Raw genomic sequence first — 23,284 nt, forward strand, 5'->3', positions numbered from 1 at the left:
CTCACGGCGGCGTCGCCAGCTCCGGGAAGCCGAACGCGACGATCTGCCGGATGCCCGTCGTCGTGACGGTCAGTACGGCCACCCCGAACGGCACGCCGCGGTACCAGACGCTCGCCGCCGGCTGTCCGTTTCTGCGCGTCGGCGTCAGGCGCCAGTCCCCGGGCGCGCCGAGCACCGTGCGCAGGTAGGGCACGCACGTGGCCTTGCCCGCGAACCAGGTCCGCGACGGGAGCAGCTCCAGCGACGCGTCGGCCCGCAGGGCCCGCTCCAGGATCTCGATGTCGCTGCGTTCGAAGGCGGCGATGTACTGCTCCAGCAGCAGACGCTCCGCGGCCGAGGCGGGCTCGGCCAGGTCGGCGTCGTCCTCCGACGGGGCCACCTCGTCGAGGCGGGCCCGGGCGCGCTGCAGCAGGCTCTTGACCCCCGCGACCGACAGGCCCAGCATCTCGGCGACCTCGGCCGCCGGGAACCCGAGGACCTCGCGCAGGATGAGCACGGCCCGCTGCCGCGGCGGCAGGTACTGCAGCCCGGCCACGAGCGCGAGCCGCAGGCTGGCCCGGGCCGCCGCGACGACCGCCGGGTCCGCGGACTCCGGCGTGACGAGCGCGTCGGGGATGGGCCGCAGCCACGGCACGTCCAGGTCCGCCGGGCCGGGCGGGGCGTGCGGGTCGTCGGCGGGTGCGCCGAGCCCGGACGGCAGCGGCCGCCGGGCCCGGTTCTCGAGCGCGTCGAGGCTGGCGTTGGTGGCGATGCGGTACAGCCACACGCGCATCGACGCCCGCTCCTCGAACCGCGGGTAGGCCCGCCAGGCGCGCAGGTATGTCTCCTGGACCGCGTCCTCGGCCTCGTCCGGCGAGCCGAGCATGCGGTAACAGTGGGCGAGGAGCTCACGGCGCAGCGGCTCGGCGCGCGCCGTGAACGCCTCCCGGTCGTCGGTCACAGTCCCAGCTTGACCCGGAGCCAGGCCGCCGCGCGAGCGATCGCCGCGTCCGCCGCCGCGGTACGCCCGGCCGACATCTGGAACGTGTGCTGCTCCCCCGCGGTCACGTCCAGCTCGGCCTCGACGCCGTGCTCGTGGGCGGCCCGCTGCAGCCGTACCGCGTCGTCGAGCAGCATCTCCGCCCCGCCCGCCTGCACGTACATCGGCGGCAGGCCGGTCAGGTCCGCGAAGAGCGGGCTGACCAGCGGGTCGTCGGGCTTCACCCCTTCGGGCAGGAGCATGGCGACGAGGCCGTCGATGGACATCGGGTACGGGTCGCCGAAGAGCAGGTCGGTGGGCCGGTTCGTGACGATCGACGCGGCGCTCTGGGTCATGTCGGTCCACGGCGAGATCGGCACGAGCGCGGCGGCGAGCGGCAGCCCCTCGGCCCGGGCCCGCAGCTGCACCGAGAGCGTCAGCCCGCCGCCGGCCGAGTCGCCGGTGACCGCGAGGTGCCCGGGCTCGTACCGCTCCAGCAGCGCCCGGTAGACGGCGGTCACCTCGTCGAGCTGGGCCGGGTACTGCCGCTCGGGGGTCAGCGAGTAGGACGGCAGCACGGCGGAGACGCCGGTGGCCTTGGCCAGGTGCGCGTAGAGCTTGCGGTGGGTGTAGATGGAGCCGCCGACGTACCCGCCGCCGTGCAGGCACAGCAGCACGCGGTCGGGCGCGGCGTCCCGCGGCACCGCCCAGAGCACGGGCACCCCGCCGAGCTCGCGTTCGGTGTAGTCGACGCCGCCGGGCTCGGCGGTCACGTCGCCCCAGTGGGAGTCGACGACCCGGCGCTGCTCGAGGGTGAGCGGCGGGTCGGCCTGGGAGAGGCCGTTGCTGCGGCGGTAGAAGCTGTCCAGCGTGTAGATGTCAGCCATGCCGGTGTAGACCGGCGGCGGCCCCGGAAGGAATCGGTCCGGCGGCCGAGGGCGGCTGAGCAGCGCCGGGCCCGTCGGTCTCGCCTGACGGAGGGCCGGGGAAGGCCGGCTCAGCGCCCTGAGCCGGCCCCCGGGTGCCGTCAGTGGCAGGACGCCGAGCCCGAGTCGGTACCGCCGCCGGCGTTCGCGGCGACGAACTGCCAGCTGTACGAGTTCTCCGACAGGGTCATCTGCAGGACGCCGAACGTGTTCGCGATCCGGGCCTCGCTGTTGGCCGAGGGCGTCGCGCGGATCGTGAAGAAGTTCCGGCCGCCGCTGCCGACGATGAACTCGGCGAGCCCGCGCGCCGGGTCGGCGGTGGCGTTGACGGTCTGCGGCGCGAACCGCTCGTAGAAGTGGGCGTGCCCGTTCAGTACCACATCCGCGTTCTTGTTGTAGAGCAGCGTATAGATCGCGGTCATGTCCGGCTGGTGGTCCTGGCTGCTGGAGAACAGCGGAATGTGCCAGTAGGCGAGCGTGCACGGCCTGGTGTTGGCGTTGAGGTCGGCGAGCAGCCACTGGTACTGCGGGTTGCCCGGGTTGCAGCCCCCGATGACCCCGCACTGGCTGTCGAGGGCGATCATGTGCCAGTTGCCGATGTCCCAGCTGTACCAGGACTTGCACAGCGTCACGCAGCCGGGGTCGAGCGGGTGCGCCCGATCGCCGAAGTAGGTGAAGTACCCGGTGCCGCCGGTCGGCTCGATCGAGCTGCCGATGTAGCCGTACTCGTGGTTGCCGGGGACCGGATGGCTGATCGGGTCCATCCGGCCCCACGACGGCGCGTACTGCTGCTGGAACTCGTCCAGCGAGCCGAGTTCGTACTGGTCGTCGCCGAGTGGCAGGACCGCGTCGGGGTGCAGGCTCAGCGCGAGATCGGAGGTGGCCATCTGCTGGCAGGTGGTAGCGCTCGGGCTCTTGCCGATCGGGCAGGCGATGTCGCCGGCGGTCACGATCGTCGGGTCGGTGTTCGTCAGGTTGAACGCCGCCGCCTGGGCCGCGCCGTCGGTGGTCGCGGTGACGGCGTAGGTGCCGCTCTTGGCGCCGGCCTGCAGCGGTGGGCTGGTCGCCACGCCGGAGCCGTCCGTGGTGACGGTGACCTGGCTCGCGCCGCCGGGGAAGGTTGCGGACGGGCCGGTCGCCGGCGCGGTGAACGTCACGGGCAGGCCGGCGACGGTCGCGCCGCCCGGCCGGGTGACCCGGGCGATGAGCGGGGACGAGAAGGTTCCGCCCACCACGACACTCTGTACCGCGCCGCCCATCGCGGTCACCGTCGTACCGGCGCCGCTCGGCGTGGGCAGCGGGCTCGGGCTAGCGCCGGCGCTCGCGCTCGGCGAAGCCGGGGCGCTGGGCGTAGGGCCGGCCGAGGCGCTGGCCGACGGGCTGGGGGTGGGTGTGGGGCCGCCGGTCACCGTCTTGACCACGAGGGTCGGCGGCGTCGCGGCCGACTCCCGGCTGGCGACCTTGTTCGTGCCGGTCCGCGCCGTGGTCAGGCCGAGCCCGACGGTCCCGTTGCCGGCGACCGCCGCGGTGATGTCGATGGACGCCCACGTGTTCACCGCGATGTTCGGGCCGGCACCCACCTCGGCGCCCATGGCGGGCGCGTTGGTGTACGTCAGCGTCGATTCGGCCCACGGCGCCGGCACGGTCAGCACCTTGAGCCCGAGCGTCGAGGTCGAGAAGCTGTACAGCTGCAGGGTCGCCGAGGTGATCGTGCCGGACAGGCCCGACACGCTGAACCGCAGGTACGAGTTGATCTGCGGGGTCGTCGCCGACGTCGCCGAGGTGTTCAGCACGTAGTCCGCGCCGAAGTTCGTGTCCGGCTGGTCGGCGCGGACCGACGCGTCGGCGACGGCCTTGAAGGTGTACGTCGTGACGGTCCCCGTCGGCGTGGGCGACGGGGACGGCGACGGCGATGCCGGGGACGACGATGATGCCGGGGAGGGTGATGATGCCGACGGCGACGGCGTGGTGGTGCTGCCGTTGGCGAGCGTGAACGAGGCCGGCGCGGCCGCGCCCATGGCCGCCGCGGTCACCGTGTACGCGCCGGCGACGGCGTTGGCGGTCAACGCGGGCGAGGTCACGCGCCCGGTCGCGTCGGTGGTGATCGACACCGCCGAGGCGCCGCCGGTGAACGTGGCCGAGGCGCCGGTGGACGGCGCGGTGAACGTGACCGGGATGTTCGGCACCGGGGCGCCGCTGCCGTCGGTGACGCTGGCGACCAGCGGGGCGGCGAAGGCGGCACCGGGGGCGGCGGTCTGCCCCGAGCCGGACACCGCCGCCACGGTGGGCGGGTTGCCGGTGTTGATGACGAGCTGCGGTGGGTTCGCGGCGACCTCACGGCTGGCGAACTTCTTGCTCACCGTCGAAGTCGTGGTGATCGCGAACGTGTAGGTGCCGTTGCCGGTCACGACGCTGCTGACGTCCGCGGTCGCGTAGGTGTCGAGGGCCAGGTTCGACATGTTCGCGACCATGGTGGTCCCGGCCGGGGGCGCGGTGTTCCAGGTGATGGCGCTCTCGGTCCAGTCGCTGGCCGCGGTCCAGACCTGCACACCGGTGGACGACTGGGCGTAGCTGTACAGCTGCAACTGGACGCCGGCGGGCGCGCCGGTGAGGCCGGAGACCGTGAACTTCACGTACGCGGTGGCGGTGGGCTTGTCGGTGGACGCGGACCGGACGGTCAGGTCCGTGGCGCCGCCCTGGTTGAGGTCCGGCTGGTCGGACACGACGGTGGCGTCGGCGGCGGCCTTGACGGTGACCGGGCCGGCCGCGTCCGAGACCGCCACCCACGCGCCGACGAGCACGGCGGCGACGGTGGCGAGGATCAGCGCGCGCAGGGCCCGGCGGTACGGCGCGACGGTGACTGACGGAGGTTCATCGGAACGGATGTCACGTAACACGGTGTGCTCCTTCGGCGGGATTCAGTCGTCTTCGATCAGGCCGCGCGGGCCGCACGGCCGCAGGGAGGTCACGGACCAGACCCAGTGCATGGCCACGTGCAGATCGGCGGGGGCGGGGCCGGTGCTGTCATAGGTGCCGTCGACGGTGATCTCGCCGGCGGTGCCGGCCGCGACGGTGTCCGGCGCGTGGACGGTCGCCGGCCACGCCGCACCGGCGATGGTCACGGTGTAGGTCTCGACCGCGATCGACGCGGTCGTCTCGTTGAGGACCAGCCCCCGCAGCTTGATCTGATAGCGCCCGGCCGCGAAGGACTGCCCGCCCTGCAGCGTCGGGGCGAATGTGGCTTCGTTGACGGTGATGGCCGGTACGGCGCCGCTCGGGCAGAAGATCTGCGTACCGTCCGGAGCGGTGGCGGTCTGCGGTGGCTCGCCCGGACCGGCCGGCAGCGCCGACGGGCGGGCGGGCGCCGACGCGGGAGTCGGCGCCGGCCGGGTCAGCTCGACGACCAGCACGCCGGCCGTGGTGAGGGCGAGTACGACGGCGGTGGAGACGAACAGGCGGCGCGGAATGCTCATGCGGATCTCCTGGCGGTGAAGGGCGGGCGGAGCAGCGGGACGAGCCGCCGGCACAGCGGGGCCGTGGCGGCGAATCGTGCCATCTCGTCGGCGTACGCCGTCCGGTACCGCCCGCTGTTGTCCTGATCGAAGTAGTCGTGGGCCTCGTAGGCGACGCGGCGCAGCGGGTCGCGGACCCAGGCGTGCGGGTGCATCCGGCCCCAGTCGCCGGGCGCCATCTGCGCGTACCCGGACACCAACAGCGTCTGCCGGGCGCCGGCCCGCCGGATGGCGTCGACCGACTGCTGGGCCGCGCGTTCCCAGACGAGCGCCGCGTCGCGCCCCTTGGCCGCGAGCCGCGACGGCTCGTTGAGCAGACCGAAGCCGATGAGCCCGGGCAGCCCGGCGGTCGCCGCGGCCAGGCGGCTCCACAGGTCGGCGAGCGCGTCGGCCGGCAGCTCCGGGCCGCCGAGCACGACCCGGCGCACGCCGTCCGGGCCGCCGAGCGCGTAGTCGCCGTACCCGTGCAGGTCGAGCACGACGGTCAGGCCGGCCGCGGCCGCCCGGGTGACGGCCGTGCGGACCCGGTCCACCTCGGCGTCGGCCAGCGGCCCGAACGGCCGGGTCTGCAGCCGCTCCCAACTCACCGCGAGGCGGACCAGCCGGACGCCCCGCCCGGCGAGGTAGGCGTAGGCGGCGTCGTTCTCGTAGCTGTAGTCAGGCCCGTACCGGCCCGGCGAAAGGTTGCTGAAACCGGGGTCGGCGCTACCGAAGGATCCGCCGGCCAGGGCGACGCCGCGCGGATACCGGGCGGTGCTCGGGTGCGCCTCGACCACCGCGGCCTGGCCCCCCGCGCTGTCCAATGTGGAGCCGGCGCCGCCCGTGCGGTACACCGCCATGCGGTAGTTCGCCGGCCACTGCCCGGCCGCCCATGCGGTGACCGGCAGCCCGATCGCGTCCGCGGCCCGGTACCAGGTGTCGGCCAGGGCGTTCCACGAGTCCGCGTCCGGCCCCGAGGGCCAGCCGACCTCGCCGACAAAGCCGGTGGCGTCCTCGCGGTGCAGCCACTGCGCGAAGTCGGCGAGCCCGGCGACCGCGGCCGCCTGCAGGGGATCGGTGCCGCAGACGATCACGGGGGCGGGCCGGCTCAGCCGCCAGGCGACGATCGTGGCGGACAGGATCAGCGTGCACAGCAGCGCCGACGCGGCGGCAGCGCCGACGATGGCCCGCCACCGCGTCGGGGCGCGATGCCGGGCCGGAGCGGACGCGCGCGCGGGCGGCCCGGCCGGGTGCTGGGGGCGACCCGGCCGGGCGACGTGGGCCCGCGTCACGGTCATCGTCAGCCCTCGGGCTTCTTCGCCGTCGTGGCGCCCGGGTCCACCGCGCGGACGGTGACGCTGTCGAGCCCGGTGCCGAAGCTCGCCACGGCCCGGCCGTGTTGCAGCGCCTTGCCGAGCGTCGGGAACAGGTCGAGCGTGTCCTTCGACGGCTGCCCGTCGGCCTGGACGTGTACCGACAGGTCGTCCTGGTGGTCCAGCAGGAGATAGTCGATCGTGGCCCACTGCGGCGTGCCGGGCAGGCGCACGTCCTTGTCCACGTCGAGCTTGGTGAACCAGATGACGTGGCTGCGCGGATACCCGGCGTTGACGAGGTCGACCCAGAATGCGTCGTCGACGACGAGGTACTCGTCCTTGCCGACGTTGTCGAGCACCCATCGCAGCGCCGCGGCCTTGCCGGCGTCGCGGTTGTTGACCCGCAGATCCTTCAGGCCGTACTGCCACGAGTGCGCGACCAGCAGCGTCAGCACGAGCGCGGCGCCGCCGACGGCGACCATCCGGCCCCGCCGCCACAGCGCCGAGCCGAACCGGGCGCGCAGCCGGGAGTCGATCCGGTCGCGAATCCGGGCCACGACGAACAGGTGGCCGCTGACCAGCCAGTCGATGGTGCCGGCGACGGTCAACGCGGCGAAGGGAATCATCGCGATCACGTACGGGTACGGCAGGTAGCCGCTGCGCAGCATCTGGGTCACCTGAATGCCGAAGGCGACGGCGACGGCGCGGGTGCGCCGGATGAACAGGCCCGGCAGCGCGCAGGCCAGGGCCAGCCGCGGCAGCCACCGATCCTGGTCGACCCAGCTCGCGATGACCGCGTGGGCGGTGCTCTTGGGGTCGAAGATGCTGCCGCTGCCGACCCGTTCGAACAGCTGCCAGCGCACCGCGTACTCGATGCTGACGTGGTTGGGGCCGGCCAGCAGCTCGTTGTTGATGAGGGCGTACAGCGGGTAGGCCGAGCACAGCAGGCCGAAGCACGTCGCGAACATCGTGATGGTGAACCGCCGGTTGCGTCTGTCGGCCTGCATCCACAGCAGCAGGGCGACGGCCGGCAGGTACAGCAGCGCGGTCTCCTTGGTCAGGACCGCGATCGCGAAACACGCGCCGCCGGCCACCGCGGCGGTGACGCTGCGCCGGGGCGAGGCCGCGAACAGGAACGCCGCGAGCAGCCAGGGCGTGACGATGTTGTCCAGCAGCGCGGCCCGGGTGAAGTACACCGACAACGGGCTGAGCGCGAACACCAGCACCGCGACGGTGCCGCCGGCGCGGGTGAAGCCCAGCCGGCGGCCCAGCGCGTACAGCAGCGGAATCGACACCAGCTTGCCGACGAGCATGAGCTCGCGGGTCGCCCCGACGGCGTACGCCGCCCGCCCGTCCGCGTCCGTGATCCAGTTCCACGCCGCGATCTGGATCCAGCCGAGCGGCGGATGGGCGTACCAGTAGGTGTAGTGGCCGAGGTGGCCGATGTTCTGCACCGCCCACGCGTAGGCGGTGTAGGTGCCTTCGTCGTCGAAGCGCGCCGGCGAGCGGTACATGCCGGCCGCGTGCACGATGCCGCCGAGCACGGTGAGCGCCGCGACGATCAGCAGGTCCCACCGGTGCGCCCGCAGCCAGGCCACGAGCGCGGCCAGCCGCGCCCGGTGCCGCCGGGCCGGCCTGGCGGGTGCGCCGCCGAGGTCGATGTCCAGCGGTGGCAGCTCGAGGTCGTACAGCGCGGCCGAGCTCATGACACCGCCACCTCCAGCTCGCGGTGCGCCCCGACGTGCTCCGTCTTCTCCCAGCCGCGCTGGCCCCGCAGCTCGCGGACCGACGCGCGGATCGCGGCCACGGACAGCAGCAGCTGGTAGGGCAACGCGCCCGCGATGAGCTTGAGGTAGTCGCGGTACCGGGCGCCGAGCGCGAACATCCGGTTGAACTCGGCCAGCCCGACGATCTCCATGGCCACGCTGAGTACCGTGGGCACCAGCGGCAGGAACGTGAACAGCACGAACGTGGCCGGGGCCTTGAACAGGACCATCGACAGCAGCGACACCGGCACCAGCACGCCCGCGACCGCCTGCAGGAACGGCGAGGCGAGCAGGTAGCGCGCCATCCACCGCTTGCCGGCGGTGGGCAACCGCCGCCACTCGCCCTTGCGCAGCACCTGCAGGTATCCCTGGTTCCACCGGGTGCGCTGCTTGATGAGGCCGCGCAGCGACGTCGGGGTCTCCTCGCGGGTGGCGAGCGCCGGGCTGTAGGCGACCGCCACCCGGGCGCCGGCGACGGACAGCCGAATGCCCAGCTCGCAGTCCTCGGCCAGGCACTCCGTGTCCCAGCCGCCGACCAGCCGCAGCAGGTCGGTGCGGACGAACACGGTGTTGCCGCCGAGCGGAATGAAGCCGCTGCGGGCGTGGAAGTGCAGCCGGCTGGAGAACCAGAAGAAGTACTCCAGGGTGTTGCGCAGGGCCCACCAGCTGGAGCGGTAGTTCATGAGCTGTACCCCGCCCTGCACGACGTGGGCGTGGGTCGCCCGGAAGCAGGCGTCGACGTGCTCGAGGAGCTCGAGGGCGACCTCGTCCTCGGCGTCGAAGACCCCGACCACCTTGCCCGTGCAGTACTGCAGCGCCCGGTTGAGCGCCTTGGGCTTGTTCTTGGCCGGGCTGTCGTCGACCACGACCTTCACCCGCGGGTCCTGCTCGGCGAGCCGGTGCGCCACCGCGGCGGTACCGGGGTCGTCGTCACCGACGACCACCAGCACCTCCAGCGCCGGGTGGCGCTGCTGCAGCAGCCGCTGCACCGTGTCGGCCAGGACCGCCTCTTCGTGGCGCGCCGGGACGATCAACGAGAACGACAGCCGCGGTTCGTCGGGCCGCGGAAACGGCATCTGGCCGAGCGCCTGCGGCGTGCGCCAGGAGTCGATCATCCAGCTCAACGTGGTCGCCGCGACGGCGAACAGGACGGTCGTGACCAGCGCGTACACGACCACGAACGCCACGGTCATGCGATGCCTCCGGAGGCGGCCAGCCGACCAGCGGCCCTCCAGTTGGGGAACATCTCCTCGGCGTGCTGGCGCCGCGCCGGCGCGGGAAGGTCCGGCTCCGCGGACGCATCGGCGGCCCGGATCAGCTTCGGAATCTCGTCGGCCCAGCCGAAGCAGTCGGAGGCGACCGTGCGGGTACGTACGTTCGCCAGGAAGCCCTTCAGGATCTCCCGCTCCCGGGCCCGCAGCTCGGTGTAGCCCAGGCCGCCGACGGTGACCGCGGGCGCCAGGTACCGGAACGGCGGGAAGCCGTACGCGTCGTCGGTGTTGGCGATCATCCGCTCGACGGTGTCGTCGAAGGAAAGATCGGCGATGTGGGGCTTGCCGCGCTCGATGATGAACAGCTCCTCGACCACCGCGGAGCTGCCGAGCCGGCACGGCACCAGCCGGTCGACGCTGTACTTCGGCGGCGGCACCACCATCTGCGTGATCGCGTTGATGCCCATGATCGGCAGGTTGAACTTCGCGAGGGTCAGGGCGATCGACCGGCCGCCCTTGGAATGCAGCCGGCTCTGTAGCTGCAGCCGGCGCCACTCCTTCCCGGTGAGGTCGGTGGCGTTGACGGCGCGCAGGGTGTGCGCGCTGATGGTGAGCGGCTTGGGGAAGCAGACCGCGTTGCCGTGCGCGTCGACGACGGTCATGTCGTCGGACAGGAATCGCCCGCCATGGTCGCGCAGCAGCCGCAGGATCGTCGCGGTCTTGCCGGTGTCGGTGAGCGCCGAGAGCATGACCCCGACGCCGCCGAGCGTCACGCACGCCGAGTGCAGCAGCATCCGGCCCCGGGAGATGAGCACGAAGCGCAGCAGCGCCTCGACGATGTTGGTGTACACCACGTGCGGCGAGCGGGCCAGCAGCGGCCCGACGACGATGTTGATCTGCTCGCCGAGCTCGACCCGGAAGTTCGCGCCGAATCGGCCCAGGTGCTCCTCGTAGCGCAACGCGGCGGGCTCGACGAACTCGGTCATCGCCGCGCGGCGGCGCGGGCGGCGGTTGCCGACGTCGCCGACCCGGACCGCGATGTCGACGCTGTCGTCGGCGACCCACTGGGCCCGGAAGAACTCCAGCTCCGGCAGCAGGATCTGCGAGCCGATCGTGACGGTGCCCGCGATGTCGTAGCGGTACTTCAGGTAGGTGGACCGCCGCCGGCTGGAGACCGCGGGCTCCGCGGCCGGGCCGCTGTCCACCAGCAGGTGCACCGGGTCCCGGGCAGGCTCCGCACCGCGCCCGCCGTAGATGACCCGATCGTTGAGCAGGAACCGGACCAGGAACAGCCCGACGAGGGTCACGGCGTTGGACTGCAGCACGCCGAGTCCGGCCCATACCAGGGCCTGCAGGACGGGCAGGCGCGCGAGCAGCAGCAGGTTGTTCATCGCCCAGAAGCGCACCGCCCGCCCGCGCCAGGTGCCGTTGCCCTTGCGCCGGTACACCAGCAGCTCGACCAGCGCGAAGTTCCACAGCGTGGACGCCTGGGTGGCGATCGCGGCGCCGAGCAGGTGGTTGAGGCTGGCCATCTCGTAGGCGGCCCACAGCGCGAACGTGTTGACGGCGATGCCGGAGGCGCCGACCAGCCCGAAGGCGATCATCCGGCCGAGCTGCTGCAGGCGTTCCCGGCGCGTCTTCGGCCGCTGGTTGAGCTGGCCGGCGAGACGGTGCCGGCGCAGGCGGGCCAGGTGGCGCACGTACGTCAGCGCCTCGCGCAGCGACGCCTTGGACCGCCCGGCGTGCCGGGCCGCCATCTCGTAGCTGACCTCGGCCACCGTGCTGCCCGGGTGCCGGACCAGGATCTCCAGCAGCAGCTTGAAGCCGATCGGATCGAGCCGGTTCAGGTCCACCGCGGCCCGGCGGAACGCGAACAGGCCGCTCATCGGATCGGTGATGGTGGCCAGCCGCCGGGGGAAGATCGCCTTGGCCAGCCGCGTCGCGGTGGACGAGCCGGCGACCCGGCGTGCACCGTGCAGACCCTCGCTGGCCGAGCCCGTCCCGGCGTAGCGGGTGCCGACCACGATGTCCGCGCTGTGCCGCGCCGCGACCAGGGTCAGCCGGGCCACCACCTCCGGCGGATGCTGCAGATCGGCGTCCATGACGACCACCCATTCGCCGCGCGCGTGCCGGGCCCCGGCGACGACCGCCGAGCCGAGGCCGCCGCGCCGATCGTCGGACTCGCGGTGCAGCAGCCGCACCGGCAGCCGGCTCGTCTCCGCCTGCTCGGCGATCAGGAAGGGCGTGCTGTCGTCACTGTCGTCCACCACGAGAATTTCGGCGCTGACGTCGGCGAACGCCGCGTTGACCCCGGCAAACAGAGTCGCGACGTTGTCCACCTCGTTGCGGGTGGGAATGACAATCGTCAGTTGTACCGTTTCACTGGCTCCGGCGGGATCAAAATCGAATACGGGGCTCGTACCGGAGCTCTCCGAGTGGGCGATGTCGGTCATTCACGACCTCCATTGTGATCGTTTTTCGGCACGCTTGATTTGGACGGCTTCGGCCGCCCTGTGCTGCGTTGCATTCCCGCCGCGTCCCGCTTGCGCGGACGCCGGAGGGCGCGTTGCGCCGGACCGATCGCCCCGGCCGGGCGGCGGTTCCAGGCCATATGAAACACGCTGGTCAATAGCGTGTGTTAGCGCTCACGAGAGTCGGCGTCACCTCCGTTGCGATGAAGATCCAGAAAGCCGATAAGATCCGCAGCCTTTGACACCGCAGATGAACAACAACCCTATTAGCCAAAAAATCGCACTGTCCATCGTGCAAATAGACGGTGAACAAAAGGTGAATACAAACCAGCAATTCCAACACGTGAATGGCCGATTACGAGAACTGGCGAGAGCGCACAATTCGGGCGTTCCGTCGGCCTCCGTTGTTTCCAATCGCCGCGACCGACTGTCGGCTATACGACTGAAGACATTCACGGCCTTCACCTACGACATGTAAGAGGAGGCAGAATCGTCCCCGCCTGATCGATGTCCGCTCATGTCCGATCATGCGGAAACGCTGCCGGCCCGGCCCCCGGAATCGACCGGGCGTACCACGGATTCCGGTTCGGGGGCCGCTCCCCCGGCACGGCGCGTCGGGCCGCTCGCCGAGGAGTACGACCCGGCAACCGGCCGGCGACCGGGCAACGCGCCGCCGGCGTCCAGCCCGGCCCGGTGGGCCCGGTCAACGCGGCTCGTACGCCGCCGGCGTCCAGCCCGGCCCGGTGGGCCCGGTCAACGCGGCTCGTACGCCGCCGGCGTCCAGCCCGGCCCGGTGGGCCCGGTCAACGCGGCTCGTACGCCGTCGGCGTCCAGCCCGGCCTGGTGGGCCCGGTCAACGCGGCTCGTACGCCGTCGGCGTCCAGCCCGGCCTGGTGGGCCCGGTCAACGCGGCTCGTACGCCGCCGGAAGCCCGAACGCGGTGAAGACCGACGGGTCGGCGAAGGTGACGTTGTGCCGGACCACGCCGCCGCGCACGGTCAGCACCTGCAGCGAGTGGGCCCGCACCCCGCCGCCGGCCGGGTCCGGCGCGTAGGCGGCCAGGGCCGGGCCCCCGTTGGCCGCGACCGGCCGCAGCCGCCAGCCCGGCCCGCGCATGGCGAAGACCCGCTCCATGAACGTGCCGTAGTGCTCCCGCCCGCGCAGCCACAGGTCCACCGGCGGCATCTCCATGATCACGTCGTCGGCGAGGAGCTTCGTCAGGCCCGGCACGTCGGCCGCCTCGAACGCGGCCAGGTAGCGCTCGACCACGGCCCGCTCACCCGGGTCGGCCGGGTCGCGCAGGTCCTCCCAGGCCGGGGCGGCCGCGTGCAGCGTGGCCCGGGCCCGCTGCAGGCTGCTGTTCACCGACGCGACGCTGGTGTCGAGGGCTTCGGCGACCTCGGCCGCCGGCAGCTGCAGTACCTCCCGCAGCAGCAGCACCGCCCGCTGCCGGGCCGGCAGCAGCTGCAGCGCCGCGACGAACGCCAGCCGCAGCCCGGCGCGCTGCTCCAGGGTGGCCGCCGGGTCGTCCGGGAACGGCTGCAGCCACGGCACGTCGAGGCTCGGCGTGAGCGGCGCGTGCGGATCGTCGCCGGCCGGGCCCAGCCCGCTCGGCAGCGGCCGCCGGGCCCGCCCCTCCAGGGCGTTGAGGCACGCGTTCGTGGCGATGCGGTGCAGCCACGTGCGCAGCGACGCCCGCTGCGGGTCGAACCGGTCGGCGGCCCGCCAGGCCCGCAGCAGCGTCTCCTGCACCAGGTCCTCGGCCTCGTGGAACGACCCGAGCATCCGGTAGCAGTGCGCCAGCAGGTCACCGCGGAACGCCTCGAACTCCGTCACGCCGGGCAGCCTACAAACATTTTCCCGGCGGGAGCGATGAGTTCGCCGGCCACCGCCGGTACGTGGTGGGTGAGGGCGGCCGCATCGGTGCCGCCCGCACAGCGGAGGGGAGCCCCACGGTGGGCGACATCATCGTCATCCAGTTCATCACGCTCGACGGCGTGGTCTCCGATCCGGACGGGCGCGGCGGTACCAGCTACGGCGGCTGGGCGTTCCGGTTCGGCTCGGGGCCGGTCACCGACGACAAGTTCCGGCTCGCCGAGCGCATGGAGCACGGCGTGCAGCTCTACGGCCGGCGCACCTGGGAGCAGTTCGCGCGGCTGTGGCCGGGCCGGGACAGCGAGTACGCCAAAGTCATGAACGCCACGCAGAAGCGTGTCGCCACCCGCACCGGCATCGACGCCGCCGCGTGGCCGAACTCGGCCGCGATCGACGGCGACCCGGTCGCCTGGGCCAAGGACGAGCGCACCCGCCGCGACGTCGTCGTGATCGGCAGCCTGAGCCTGGTGCACGCCCTCGCGGCCGCCGACCTCGTCGACGAGTACCGGCTGATCACCTTCCCGGCCGTGGCCGGCGAGGGCGAGCGGCTCTTCGCGGGCGGCGCGCCCGCGGACTTCCGCTTCACCCTCGCCGAACCCGTCGGCGCGGCCGTGTTCACCCAGCTGCGGCGAGGCCGCGACTGAGCAGGCAGCTCAGCGGTTGAAGCAGCGGCGCAGCTCGGTCAGCCGGTAGAACCCGCTGCCCTTCGCGATCGGGCGGCACGACGGCGGGAACGCGGTCTCACGCTCGTTGTAGAGCATCCGCACGAGGTACACCCCGTCCTTCGCGAACAGGTCCCACTGGATGTTCGCGGCCATCGGGGCGACGCTCGCGCCGCGCCACGGGTTGGTGTCGTACGTGTACGGCCGCTCCCGCGGGGCCTGTTTCGTGCTGCCCGGCAGCTGCAGCAGCACGGCCAGCGGCTCGATCTCCTCGGCGTGCGTGAACCGCAGCACCGCACCCTTGGCGCTGGTGCCGGCCGCCTCGGCCTCGACCTGCGCGAAGAGGTCGTCGAGCAGCGGCCGGGCCATCGCGTAGGTGATGGTGCGCCCCGCGAACCCGGGGCCGCTCTCGTAGAACTCGGAGGCGTCGTCGAGGTACGCCAGCCACGCCGCGTCGGCCGGGGACAGGAACGGGGCCAGATCCACGCCGGGCGCCTCGACGCGCAGGTCCGGGCGCGCGCAGTACAACTCGAACAGCGACCGGGCGAAGGACGTCTGCTCGCCGGTGGACAGGCTCGCGGCGAAGGCCGGGGTGAACAGCCGCGACACGACGTGCCGGGCGACCTCGGCGGTGCGCGGGCGGCCCTCGATGCCGGCGAGCACGGCGGCCAGGTCGGGGTCACCGTCCACATAGGCCTGATAGTCGGCGTTCTGCGGCTGCTTGTGGAAGTACAGCAGATCCTTGTTCGTGACGGGAGGCTGGACGAGCCCGGTCAGGGCCGGGTTGCCCGCGGTGAGCCCGCCGGTGAACGCGTTCGCGCTGTCCACCGCGCGGGTCACGCCGGAGGTCTGCACCTCGATCGGCCGGTGCCGGGCGGCGATGTCGGCGAAGAGCCCCGGCAGCCGCGCCTGCATCCGCAGGGCGGTCCCGCGCTGCTCCTGCCGGCCGAGGCCCGCGAGGCTGCCGAAGCCGACCGTGGCCCCGGCCGCGAGCAGCGCCTGCACCTGCGGGACGAGCCCGGCGCCGAGCCCGGTCAGGCCCTGCCCGGCCTGGGCCCGCTGCAGCACGGCCAGGACCGCGTCGCCGTCGTCGCTGTCGGACATGGCCCGCGATCCGTGCCGGGCGACGTTCTCGGTGAAGACCGGCACGAAACCGCGCGGGGCCGGCTGGTATTCGCGGGGCCGCTGCTGCGGCTCGTAGGGCGTCTTGGTGGTGTAGTTGGGGGCGGGCTGGGCCGGGCCGTGCGCCTGCGCGGTGCCGGGGACGGCGACCACCGCCAGCGCGAGGGCCAGCGCGACGAAACGCTTCATGGCCCGAGCCCATCGATGCTTCGTTAAGGGAACCTTACCATTCGATGGACTTCTATTGACAGGCATGCATGGGCTGGGAGATGTTGCGGCCATGCCCCGCATCCGCCGCTCCGGTGCCGCCGCCCTCGTCATCGCCGCCGCGCTCGCCCTCGTCCCCGCGCTCACCACCGCCGGCCCCGCCGACGCCGCCGCCACGAGCCTCGGCGGCGCCGACCCCAGCGTCATCAAGGTCAACGGCCGCTACGTCGCGGCCAAGTCCGTCGACGGCGGCGTCGCGATCCGCACCGCCACCACCCTCGCCGGGATCGCCTCCGCACCGAAGAAACAGGTCTGGAAGGACACCGGCGGCCTCGGCGAGGTGTGGGCGCCCGAAATCGTCTACCAGGACGGCCGCTACCACATCTACTTCTCCGCCGGCACCGGCGCGGCCCACCGGATGTACCACATCGACTCCGCCACCGCCGACGCCGGCTACACCGCCGCCGCCAAGGTCGCCCTGCCCAACGACAAGTGGGCCATCGACGGCGCGCCGTTCACCTTCCAGGGCCAGCGCTGGTTCGTGTGGTCCGGCTGGGCCGGCGACACCAACGTCGAACAGAACCTCTACATCGCCCGGATGGGCAGCCCCACCGCCGCCACCGGCGGCCGGTACGTCATCTCCCAGCCCCGCGAGGCCTGGGAACGCACCGTCGGCAACCCCTACATCAACGAGGCCCCCGAGCCGATCCTCGACCCCGACGGCCGGCTGCACATCGTGTACTCCGCCAACGGCAGCTGGAGCAGCAAGTACTGCCTCGCCGAACTCCGCCTGCGCGCCGGCGGCGACCCGACCTACGTGTGGGACTGGTACAAGAGCAACGGCTGCCTCTTCGGCTCCTACGCCCCGAACATGATGGCCGGCTGGGACCCGACCCTCTACGTCGACGGCCCCGGCCACCACACCTTCGTCCTCGAACGCGGCGACATCGCCACCAGCCCGCCCGCCGGCAACCGCTTCCCGACCATGTTCCACGCCGTCGCCAAGGGCACCCCGTACTCCTGGTCGGCCCGCTACTGGTACATCGGCTCGGCCGTCTGGTGGGGCGGCGTGACGTACCGCCGCGCCAACGTCCCCGGCGCCACCAGCGACACCGGCTTCGGACTCAAGTTCTTCGAATAGCGGTCGCCAATCGGACAGCGCGCTCCCGCACCCCGGTGTGCGACCCTCGCCGCATGACACCGAGGGTGCGGGACGCCCTGAGTATGGTCGCCGGGCTGGCCGGTCTCGTCATGCTCGCGGCCGGGCTGAATCATATGCTCAACATCGGCAGCTGCAGCTCCGGCGGCCCCTACGTCTCCACCCGCACCTGCCCCTCGGGCACCATCTGGTGGACCCTGCTGCTCCTCGGCGGCATCCTGCTGTGGGTCGCCGGGATCGTCGTGAGCCGCCACGGCCTCGCCCAACCCGGCATCGGGCAGCTGCTGTGGTCCCTCGGGTTCGCCGGCCTCGGCCTGCTCGTGCTCATCAAGGCAGCCGTGCAGGACTCGATGGCGGCCGACATACGGTCCGGCGCGTACATCATGAGCGGCGTCTTCATCCCGATGGGCCTCGCGTTCGGCGTCGGCGCGCTCCTCCGGCGGCGCCGCACTCCGGGAACCGGCACCCCCCGGGCCCACCTGCGCCGGCTGCGTGACACCGGCGTGCTCACCCCGGCCGAGTACGACCGCCTCCGGGCCGCGATCGCCGAGCCCGGCACCGCCGACCGGCTCGCCGTCCTGCAGCGCCTCACCGACGACAACGCCTCCGGCCTGCTGACCGAGCGTGAGTACGCCGACCGCAAGAGCGCCGCCCTGGCCTGACTCACGTCGCGGCGGCCTCGCGGACCATGCGGTTGGCCGTCGCCGGATCGCAGCCCGTACCGCGGATCAGGTCGCTCGCGATCGTCACCAGCTGCGTCACCATGCCCTCGCCGAACTGCCCCAGGCCGCCGGTGCGGTCGGCCCGCCCCGCCAGCCGCGCCACCTCGCAGGCCGCCTCCCGGATGCGGTCGTACTGCTCGCCGTGCCGTCCGGCCCGCCGCGCCGTGCGGACCGCCGCCGCGAGCCCGGCCACCGCATGCTGCAGCGGCTCCGGCACCGGCTCGCCCCGCTGCAGCCCGTTGGCCGCCCACCGGGCCAGCTCGCGACACTCCAGCACGACACTGTCCGCATGGTCGAGCGCCCGGCGGTACCGCTCCACATCCCGCCGCCGCTTCCACCGCGCCGGCGCGAGCGTCACCACCTCCTCGGCCCCGTTCATCGCCTCGTGCATCCGCACCAGATGAGGCCCGATGCCCCGCAACCGCTCCAGCGCCACGATCGCCAGGTCGGCATCGCGCGCGGCGAGCGCCCGGGCAACGTTCTCCAGCTCCACCGAGACGGTATCCACGATCGGCGCGGCGGCCCGGTCGAGCACCCGCATCGGGTTCACCGGCAGCAGCAGCCCGACCACGACCAGCCCCACCACTCCCCCGACCACCGCCTCCTCGAGCCGTCGCCACTGCGCCGCGGGCAGGGCCGGCCACAGCGTGGCGATCAGCACCGCCGAGCTGGCCGCCTGCGCGACCAGCGCGCCGCTGTCGCCCATCACGAGCAGCCCGAGCCCGACCGCGAGCATCACCACCAGCCCGGTCTGCCACGGCCCGAACCCGATGAGCCACAACAGCGCATCGCTGACCAGAATGCCGCCGGCGACCCCCGCGAGCAGCTCCGCCGTGCGCCGCGCCCGCTGCCCGAGCGCGGCCACGATGGTGCCGACCGCCGCGGTGGGCGCGAACACCGGCATCGCCACACCGAACAGCCGGTGCGCCACCATCCACGAGAGCGCCGCCGCCAGCCCGCACTGCGCAGCGATGACGATAATGATCTCAAGGTGCCGGCGGCGAGCCACAAGGCCCAGTACCCATTTACGGCAGACAAATGCAGAACGGATGACCCGCCGGATCCAGAAAGACCCGGAAGGTCGTACCGGGCTGATTCCTGTCCTTCGTCGCCCCGAGCGCGAGCACCGCCGCCTCACCCTCGTCGAGATCGTCGACGGTCACGTCGACATGCATCTGCTGCGGGTGCTCCTGCCCCGGCCAGTCCGGCGCCGAGAACCCCTCGACCCGCTGGAACGAGATGGTGTGGCCGTACTCCGCCTGGATGTGGGCCCAGTCCTCGGTGACGTCGACCTTCCAGTCGAGCATCGTCCCGTAGAAGCGGGCGAGCGCCCCCGGATCGGGGCAGTCGATCACGAGACCCGGATAACGTGCGATAGCCATGGCGAGGACCGTACCGACGATTCCGGACGATCGGCGTCCGGAACCCGTGACTCCCACGAACGGAGCAACAGCGATGAGCGAACCCGTTCAGGACCACATCACCACCTTCTGGAACACCGCGGCGCCCGGCTACGAGGCGCACGCCGGCAACGTCGCCGAGCACGGCTCGGCGCAGTACGAGCAGTGGGTCGACGCCCTCGCCGCGGTGCTGCCCGATCCCCCGGCCGACGTCCTGGACGTGGCGGCCGGCACCGGCTACCTGGCCCTCGCCGCGGCGTCGCTCGGCCACCGGGTCACCGCGGTCGACCTCGCCCCGGCCATGCTCGCGGAGCTCACCGCCAACGCGGCCGCGCGCGGCCTGGCCGTGGACGCCCGGCTCGGCGACGCGGTCGCGCCCGGCTTCGCCCCGGCCTCCTTCGACGCCGTGACGAGCCGGCACCTGCTGTGGACCCTGCGCGAACCGGCCCGGGCGATGGCGAACTGGTCCGGCCTGCTGCGCCCCGGTGGCCGGCTCGTGGCCGTGGACGGCTTCTGGTTCACCGGCGGCGGGGACCTGCCGCCGCTGTTCGCCGAGCACTACACCGACGACACCCGGGACGCGCTGCCGTTCATGCACCTGGACGACCCGGCGCCGATCCTCGAGGCGCTGACGGCGGCGGGCTTCACCGACGCGACGGCCGAACCCCGCCCCGACTTCACCCTCGGCGGCGGATTGCCGTACCTCATCACAGCGCGTAAGCCATAGGACACTAGGAACAGCGACAACGCCGGCCGTTCACCTGCGCCGGGCGCGCGACCTCATCGACCGCGAGTTCGCCGACCCGGCGCTGAACCTCGACGTTGTCGCCGCCGCCGCGCTCATGTCGAAGTCGCACCTGGTGCGCGAGTTCGGGAGGCAGTTCGGCGTCATCCCCGGGGCGTACCTGAGCGGGCGGCGCCTCGAGGGCCGCGGCGGCACGCCGGAGAGATCCACCTGTACACCTGCCCGTTCCTGGAACTTGTCGGGCCGCAGCCCGACGCCATGTGCGGGCTGCACGCCGGCGTGGTCCGGGGCGTGCTCGGCGAGGAGGCGGTGCTGGAGCCCTTCGGCGCGCCAGGCGCCTGCGTCGTGCGCCTGCCGTCAGCCGCGCTGCCGTGACATCCACTGCCAGACATGGGTACCGCCGATGCTCGGATCGTTGCGCGCCACGTAGATCCACGACCAGTGCCCAGGGAACTGGTACCCGTTCCAGATCACGTGGTCGTACAGCGACAGCAGCGACCGCGGGATGAGATCGTGCGCGTGGACCGTGTTGGCCTCCGGCGGCACCGTGTCGTCGTCGCGCGAGGCGACCAGCCACGTCGGGGTGTCGATGTGGCGCAGCTCGTCGTCGGTGAGCACGTCCGTCACGACGCCGCAGATCGGCACCGACGCGGCGAACGTGTCCGGGTACACCGTCGTCATCTTCAGGCTCATGTACCCGCCGTTGCTGCAGCCCGCCACGTAGATGCGCCGCCGGTCGACCGCGTACCGGCGGGCGACGTCGTCGACGATCTCGCGGATGAGCGGCGCGAAGCGGTCGCCGTCCTCGAGCCAGTACGAGGTGCTCTGCGGCACGACGACGTGCGCGCCGTTGAAGATCCGCTGCGCCTCGGGCGTGGCGAACCCGAGCGCCCCGCGGTTGGCCCGCAGCGTGGTCTCGTTGTCGTAGTAGTTGTCGGGCAGCGACGCGCCCTCGCCGCCGCCGTGCAGCCACACGATCAGCGGGCGGGCGGCCCCGGGGGCGCTGAAGAGCCGGTACTGCATCCCCGAGCCCGAGGTGTGGTAGCCGAACGCGTCCACCTCCGGGTTGACGAGCCGGCCCTGCCCGAACCGCGCGATGGTGACCGCGCGGCCGTTGCGCAGCCGCAGCGGCGCCCGCTGCGTGACCGTGTACACCAGGTTCAGCCGCACGTTGCGGCCCCTGCTCGCGATGTAGCCGAGCGTGCCGCCGCCGAGCTGCCCCTCCGCCGTGCTCAGCTCCAGCACGATGTTGCCGCGGTGGTCGAGGCGCGCGGCGGTGACGACACGATCGAGGTCGTACTCGCTGAAGATCTGATCCCCGGGCGCGATCGGGATCGGGCTGGTCGCCTTGGCGTGCACGGTGAACGTCCCGGCGGTCAGCGAGCCCGGGGCGATCGGGCCGAGCCGGGCGGTGTCGAGGGTGAGCGAGACGACCTGCTCGCCACCGTCGAGCGTCACGGCGTCGAGCGTGAAGCCCACGGCACGGTCTCCGGCCAGGGCGACGCCCGGCAGGGTCAGCCCGGCGGCGACTCCCGCGCCGGCGGCAAGAACGGTACGACGGTTGATGGACACTGGCGGCCTCCATCCATGGAATACCATTGACGAACGTTGATTTTGCCACGAAAGTGTCGAGCGGGACGGCGCGAGCACCGCTATAACCAGGCAGTGAGCACACGACCGATCCTCGTCGTCGTCAGCGGCCCGCCCGGCGCCGGCAAGACCACCCTGGCCCATCGGCTCGCCCGCGCGATCGGCTGCCCGGCCATCTGCCGGGACGAGATCAAGGAGGGCATGGTCCACGCGACCGGCAGCTACGTCGCCGCGCCCGGCGACGAGCTCAACCTGCGCACGTTGCCGGTGTTCTTCCGGTCGCTGGAGCTGCTCCTGGGCGCCGGCGTCACCACGGTGGCCGAAGCCGCGTTCCAGGACCGGCTCTGGCGCCCGCACCTGCAACCCCTGCGCGAACTCGCCGACATCCGGATCGTCCACTGCCAGGTCCCGGCCGAGACCGCCCGGGCCCGCATCCAGCGCCGGCAGGGCGAGAGCCCCACCCGGCGCGCCCACGCCGACACGCACCTCGCCACCCGGCAGGAGCACGCGGCCGGGCACGACGGCTTCGACCGCGTCCGGCTCGACGTCCCCGAGATCGACGTCGACACCGGCGACGACTACCGCCCCGCGCTCGACGAGATCGTCGCCTTCGTCAACGCGGGGCGATCTTGACGGCCGCGATGACCTCGTCGAGCTGACCGCGGACGCGGGCGGACGTCAGGTGGTCGAGGTAGTCGCGGGACTCGACGATCTCCCCGTCCCGCACGCGCAGCACCAGGATGGCCGGCTGCGTGAACTGCTCGCCGGTGTCCTCGACGACGCCGCGGTACGCGAACTCGGCCACGATCACCTCCGGGTCCGCGGTCTCGTGCACGACGACGTCGCTCACCCGGCGCCGCAGCCGCGGGCCGGCACCGGGCGGCCGGAAGTGCTCGCGCAGCTCGTCGCGGGTGCGCAGGGCCGGGACGCGCAGCGGGTGGAGCGGATGCGTCACGTCGGTGCGCTCCGCGTAGAGGCCCGGCAGCTCGTCCCAGCGCTCCCCGGCGATGCCGTCCACGAGCGCCAGGAAGACCTCACGGGGGGTACGATCCGAAGTCATGACTCCGATGGTACGGAGTCTGGACTTCGGTTAGCAAGGGTGGCGACGGTGGCAAGGACGGGCATGCGCAGCGACGGCAAGGCGAACCGCGACCGCATCCTCGACGCCGCCGAGGACGTCTTCGGCCGCGGCGGCGAGGCCGCGTCGACCGAGGAGGTGGCCCGCCTGGCCGGGGTCGGCATCGCGACGGTCTTCCGCCACTTCCCCACCAAGGCGGCGCTGCTGCAGGCCGTGCTCATCCGGCGGTACGAGCGGCTGCGCACCGAGGCCGAGACGCTGCTCGGCCACGAGGACCCCGGCGCCGCCTTCTACGCCTTCTTCCGCCACCTCGTCGCCGACGCGGCCACGAAGATCGCGATCGGCGAGGCGCTGCTCGACGCCGGCGGCGACCGCGACGGCGAGGCCCACGAAGCCGCCAACGGCCTGCGCCGGGCCGTGGGTGTACTGCTGGAGCGTGCCCAGCGCGCCGGAGCCGTCCGCGCCGACGCCGAGCTGCCGGAGGTCTACGCCCTGCTGGTCGCCACGTCCCGCGCGGCCGCGATCGACGAGGAGGTGCGCGCCCGCATGCTCGCCATCGTCTTCGACGGCCTGGCCCGCTAGGGTTGG

Annotated in this window: 20 protein-coding genes and 1 pseudogene; 7 read left to right on the forward strand and 14 right to left on the reverse strand. The window is 72.7% G+C overall.

Annotated elements, in window-relative coordinates; all coding sequences use genetic code 11:
• Nucleotide 1: 1 nt before the first annotated feature.
• From ACPPVO_RS36600 to ACPPVO_RS36640, 9 genes are all read right to left on the reverse strand, one after another.
• Entirely contained in the window at nt 2-940 is a 939-nt protein-coding gene (locus ACPPVO_RS36600; protein WP_426503117.1) for an RNA polymerase subunit sigma-70, read from the reverse strand.
• The gene (locus tag ACPPVO_RS36605) at nt 937-1,845 is read right to left on the reverse strand and encodes an alpha/beta hydrolase (RefSeq protein WP_426503118.1); all 909 of its coding nucleotides are present in this window, start codon (nt 1,843-1,845) and stop codon (nt 937-939) included. Before ACPPVO_RS36605 ends, ACPPVO_RS36600 begins: the two co-directional genes overlap by 4 nt.
• Before the next feature lie 140 nt (nt 1,846-1,985).
• Nucleotides 1,986-4,781 carry a DUF7594 domain-containing protein gene (locus tag ACPPVO_RS36610; RefSeq protein ID WP_426503119.1) on the reverse strand — a complete coding sequence of 932 codons (2,796 nt, stop codon included), beginning with the start codon at nt 4,779-4,781 and terminating at the stop codon, nt 1,986-1,988.
• A 21-nt stretch (nt 4,782-4,802) separates the two neighbouring features.
• Nucleotides 4,803-5,357 (reverse strand): hypothetical protein, encoded by a 555-nt coding sequence (locus ACPPVO_RS36615; protein ID WP_426503120.1) that lies wholly within the window; start codon nt 5,355-5,357, stop codon nt 4,803-4,805.
• On the reverse strand, nt 5,354-6,673 hold the full coding sequence (locus ACPPVO_RS36620) for a glycoside hydrolase family 5 protein (protein ID WP_426503121.1): 1,320 nt from the start codon (nt 6,671-6,673) through the stop codon (nt 5,354-5,356). Before ACPPVO_RS36620 ends, ACPPVO_RS36615 begins: the two co-directional genes overlap by 4 nt.
• 2 nt (nt 6,674-6,675) lie before the next feature.
• A complete protein-coding gene (locus tag ACPPVO_RS36625; protein WP_426503122.1) occupies nt 6,676-8,394 on the reverse strand; it encodes an ArnT family glycosyltransferase in 1,719 nt (572 codons plus the stop codon).
• Nucleotides 8,391-9,647, reverse strand: a complete 1,257-nt coding sequence (locus ACPPVO_RS36630; protein ID WP_426503123.1) for a glycosyltransferase — start codon at nt 9,645-9,647, stop codon at nt 8,391-8,393. Before ACPPVO_RS36630 ends, ACPPVO_RS36625 begins: the two co-directional genes overlap by 4 nt.
• Complete coding sequence (locus ACPPVO_RS36635; RefSeq protein WP_426503124.1) at nt 9,644-12,118, reverse strand: glycosyltransferase; 2,475 nt, start codon at nt 12,116-12,118, stop codon at nt 9,644-9,646. The genes ACPPVO_RS36630 and ACPPVO_RS36635 overlap by 4 nt, the downstream gene beginning before the upstream one ends.
• Nucleotides 12,119-13,039: 921 nt before the next feature.
• Nucleotides 13,040-13,972, reverse strand: a complete 933-nt coding sequence (locus tag ACPPVO_RS36640) for a sigma-70 family RNA polymerase sigma factor (protein WP_426503125.1) — start codon at nt 13,970-13,972, stop codon at nt 13,040-13,042.
• Between the two features lie 119 nt (nt 13,973-14,091).
• On the opposite strand from ACPPVO_RS36640, the gene ACPPVO_RS36645 reads away from it, so the two are divergent.
• Complete coding sequence (locus ACPPVO_RS36645; protein ID WP_426503126.1) at nt 14,092-14,655, forward strand: dihydrofolate reductase family protein; 564 nt, start codon at nt 14,092-14,094, stop codon at nt 14,653-14,655.
• Nucleotides 14,656-14,664: 9 nt separating this feature from the next.
• Here ACPPVO_RS36645 and ACPPVO_RS36650 read toward each other — a convergent pair whose 3' ends face one another.
• On the reverse strand, nt 14,665-15,984 hold the full coding sequence (locus ACPPVO_RS36650; protein ID WP_426503127.1) for a histidine-type phosphatase: 1,320 nt from the start codon (nt 15,982-15,984) through the stop codon (nt 14,665-14,667).
• Between the two features lie 91 nt (nt 15,985-16,075).
• Here ACPPVO_RS36650 and ACPPVO_RS36655 point away from each other — a divergent pair, with 91 nt between their 5' ends.
• Together ACPPVO_RS36655 and ACPPVO_RS36660 are read left to right on the forward strand one after the other, a co-directional pair.
• Complete coding sequence (locus ACPPVO_RS36655) at nt 16,076-17,143, forward strand: glycoside hydrolase family 43 protein (RefSeq protein ID WP_426503128.1); 1,068 nt, start codon at nt 16,076-16,078, stop codon at nt 17,141-17,143.
• 134 nt (nt 17,144-17,277) lie between these two features.
• On the forward strand, nt 17,278-17,823 hold the full coding sequence (locus ACPPVO_RS36660) for an SHOCT domain-containing protein (protein WP_426503129.1): 546 nt from the start codon (nt 17,278-17,280) through the stop codon (nt 17,821-17,823).
• A gap of 1 nt (nt 17,824) precedes the next feature.
• On the opposite strand, the gene ACPPVO_RS36665 is transcribed toward ACPPVO_RS36660, so the two are convergent.
• Together ACPPVO_RS36665 and ACPPVO_RS36670 are read right to left on the reverse strand one after the other, a co-directional pair.
• Complete coding sequence (locus tag ACPPVO_RS36665) at nt 17,825-18,817, reverse strand: FUSC family protein (RefSeq protein WP_426503130.1); 993 nt, start codon at nt 18,815-18,817, stop codon at nt 17,825-17,827.
• Nucleotides 18,818-18,908: 91 nt separating this feature from the next.
• Nucleotides 18,909-19,265 (reverse strand): VOC family protein, encoded by a 357-nt coding sequence (locus ACPPVO_RS36670; RefSeq protein ID WP_426503132.1) that lies wholly within the window; start codon nt 19,263-19,265, stop codon nt 18,909-18,911.
• 73 nt (nt 19,266-19,338) lie between these two features.
• On the opposite strand from ACPPVO_RS36670, the gene ACPPVO_RS36675 reads away from it, so the two are divergent.
• Nucleotides 19,339-20,010, forward strand: a complete 672-nt coding sequence (locus ACPPVO_RS36675; RefSeq protein ID WP_426503133.1) for a class I SAM-dependent methyltransferase — start codon at nt 19,339-19,341, stop codon at nt 20,008-20,010.
• A 219-nt stretch (nt 20,011-20,229) separates the two neighbouring features.
• Nucleotides 20,230-20,403 (forward strand): annotated as a pseudogene (locus ACPPVO_RS36680) (transcriptional regulator); the annotation flags it as partial.
• Here ACPPVO_RS36680 and ACPPVO_RS36685 read toward each other — a convergent pair.
• A complete protein-coding gene (locus ACPPVO_RS36685; RefSeq protein WP_426503134.1) occupies nt 20,386-21,600 on the reverse strand; it encodes a prolyl oligopeptidase family serine peptidase in 1,215 nt (404 codons plus the stop codon). The pseudogene ACPPVO_RS36680 and the gene ACPPVO_RS36685 overlap by 18 nt on opposite strands.
• 93 nt (nt 21,601-21,693) lie before the next feature.
• Between ACPPVO_RS36685 and ACPPVO_RS36690 the strand changes: the two genes are divergently transcribed.
• Nucleotides 21,694-22,251 carry an AAA family ATPase gene (locus ACPPVO_RS36690; RefSeq protein ID WP_426503135.1) on the forward strand — a complete coding sequence of 186 codons (558 nt, stop codon included), beginning with the start codon at nt 21,694-21,696 and terminating at the stop codon, nt 22,249-22,251.
• On the opposite strand, the gene ACPPVO_RS36695 is transcribed toward ACPPVO_RS36690, so the two are convergent.
• Nucleotides 22,232-22,678, reverse strand: a complete 447-nt coding sequence (locus ACPPVO_RS36695; RefSeq protein ID WP_426503138.1) for a nuclear transport factor 2 family protein — start codon at nt 22,676-22,678, stop codon at nt 22,232-22,234. The genes ACPPVO_RS36690 and ACPPVO_RS36695 overlap by 20 nt on opposite strands.
• A gap of 48 nt (nt 22,679-22,726) precedes the next feature.
• Between ACPPVO_RS36695 and ACPPVO_RS36700 the strand changes: the two genes are divergently transcribed.
• Nucleotides 22,727-23,278, forward strand: coding sequence for a TetR/AcrR family transcriptional regulator (locus ACPPVO_RS36700; protein WP_426503140.1), 552 nt, complete (start codon nt 22,727-22,729; stop codon nt 23,276-23,278).
• Nucleotides 23,279-23,284: the final 6 nt, after the last annotated feature.

Origin of the sequence: Dactylosporangium sp. McL0621 (assembly GCF_049995355.1) — a bacterium.
In the GTDB taxonomy this organism is placed as follows: Bacteria; Actinomycetota; Actinomycetes; order Mycobacteriales; family Micromonosporaceae; genus Dactylosporangium.

Coding starts and splice junctions, on each gene's coding strand:
- ACPPVO_RS36625 (WP_426503122.1), bottom strand. CDS start 8,394: ATGAGCTCGGCCGCGCTGTACGACCTCGAGCTGCCACCGCTGGACATC.
- ACPPVO_RS36605 (WP_426503118.1), bottom strand. CDS start 1,845: ATGGCTGACATCTACACGCTGGACAGCTTCTACCGCCGCAGCAACGGC.
- ACPPVO_RS36615 (WP_426503120.1), bottom strand. CDS start 5,357: ATGAGCATTCCGCGCCGCCTGTTCGTCTCCACCGCCGTCGTACTCGCC.
- ACPPVO_RS36665 (WP_426503130.1), bottom strand. CDS start 18,817: ATGGTGGCGCACCGGCTGTTCGGTGTGGCGATGCCGGTGTTCGCGCCC.
- ACPPVO_RS36655 (WP_426503128.1), top strand. CDS start 16,076: ATGCCCCGCATCCGCCGCTCCGGTGCCGCCGCCCTCGTCATCGCCGCC.
- ACPPVO_RS36695 (WP_426503138.1), bottom strand. CDS start 22,678: ATGACTTCGGATCGTACCCCCCGTGAGGTCTTCCTGGCGCTCGTGGAC.
- ACPPVO_RS36620 (WP_426503121.1), bottom strand. CDS start 6,673: ATGACCGTGACGCGGGCCCACGTCGCCCGGCCGGGTCGCCCCCAGCAC.
- ACPPVO_RS36635 (WP_426503124.1), bottom strand. CDS start 12,118: ATGACCGACATCGCCCACTCGGAGAGCTCCGGTACGAGCCCCGTATTC.
- ACPPVO_RS36630 (WP_426503123.1), bottom strand. CDS start 9,647: ATGACCGTGGCGTTCGTGGTCGTGTACGCGCTGGTCACGACCGTCCTG.
- ACPPVO_RS36660 (WP_426503129.1), top strand. CDS start 17,278: ATGCTCAACATCGGCAGCTGCAGCTCCGGCGGCCCCTACGTCTCCACC.
- ACPPVO_RS36675 (WP_426503133.1), top strand. CDS start 19,339: ATGAGCGAACCCGTTCAGGACCACATCACCACCTTCTGGAACACCGCG.
- ACPPVO_RS36670 (WP_426503132.1), bottom strand. CDS start 19,265: ATGGCTATCGCACGTTATCCGGGTCTCGTGATCGACTGCCCCGATCCG.
- ACPPVO_RS36650 (WP_426503127.1), bottom strand. CDS start 15,984: ATGAAGCGTTTCGTCGCGCTGGCCCTCGCGCTGGCGGTGGTCGCCGTC.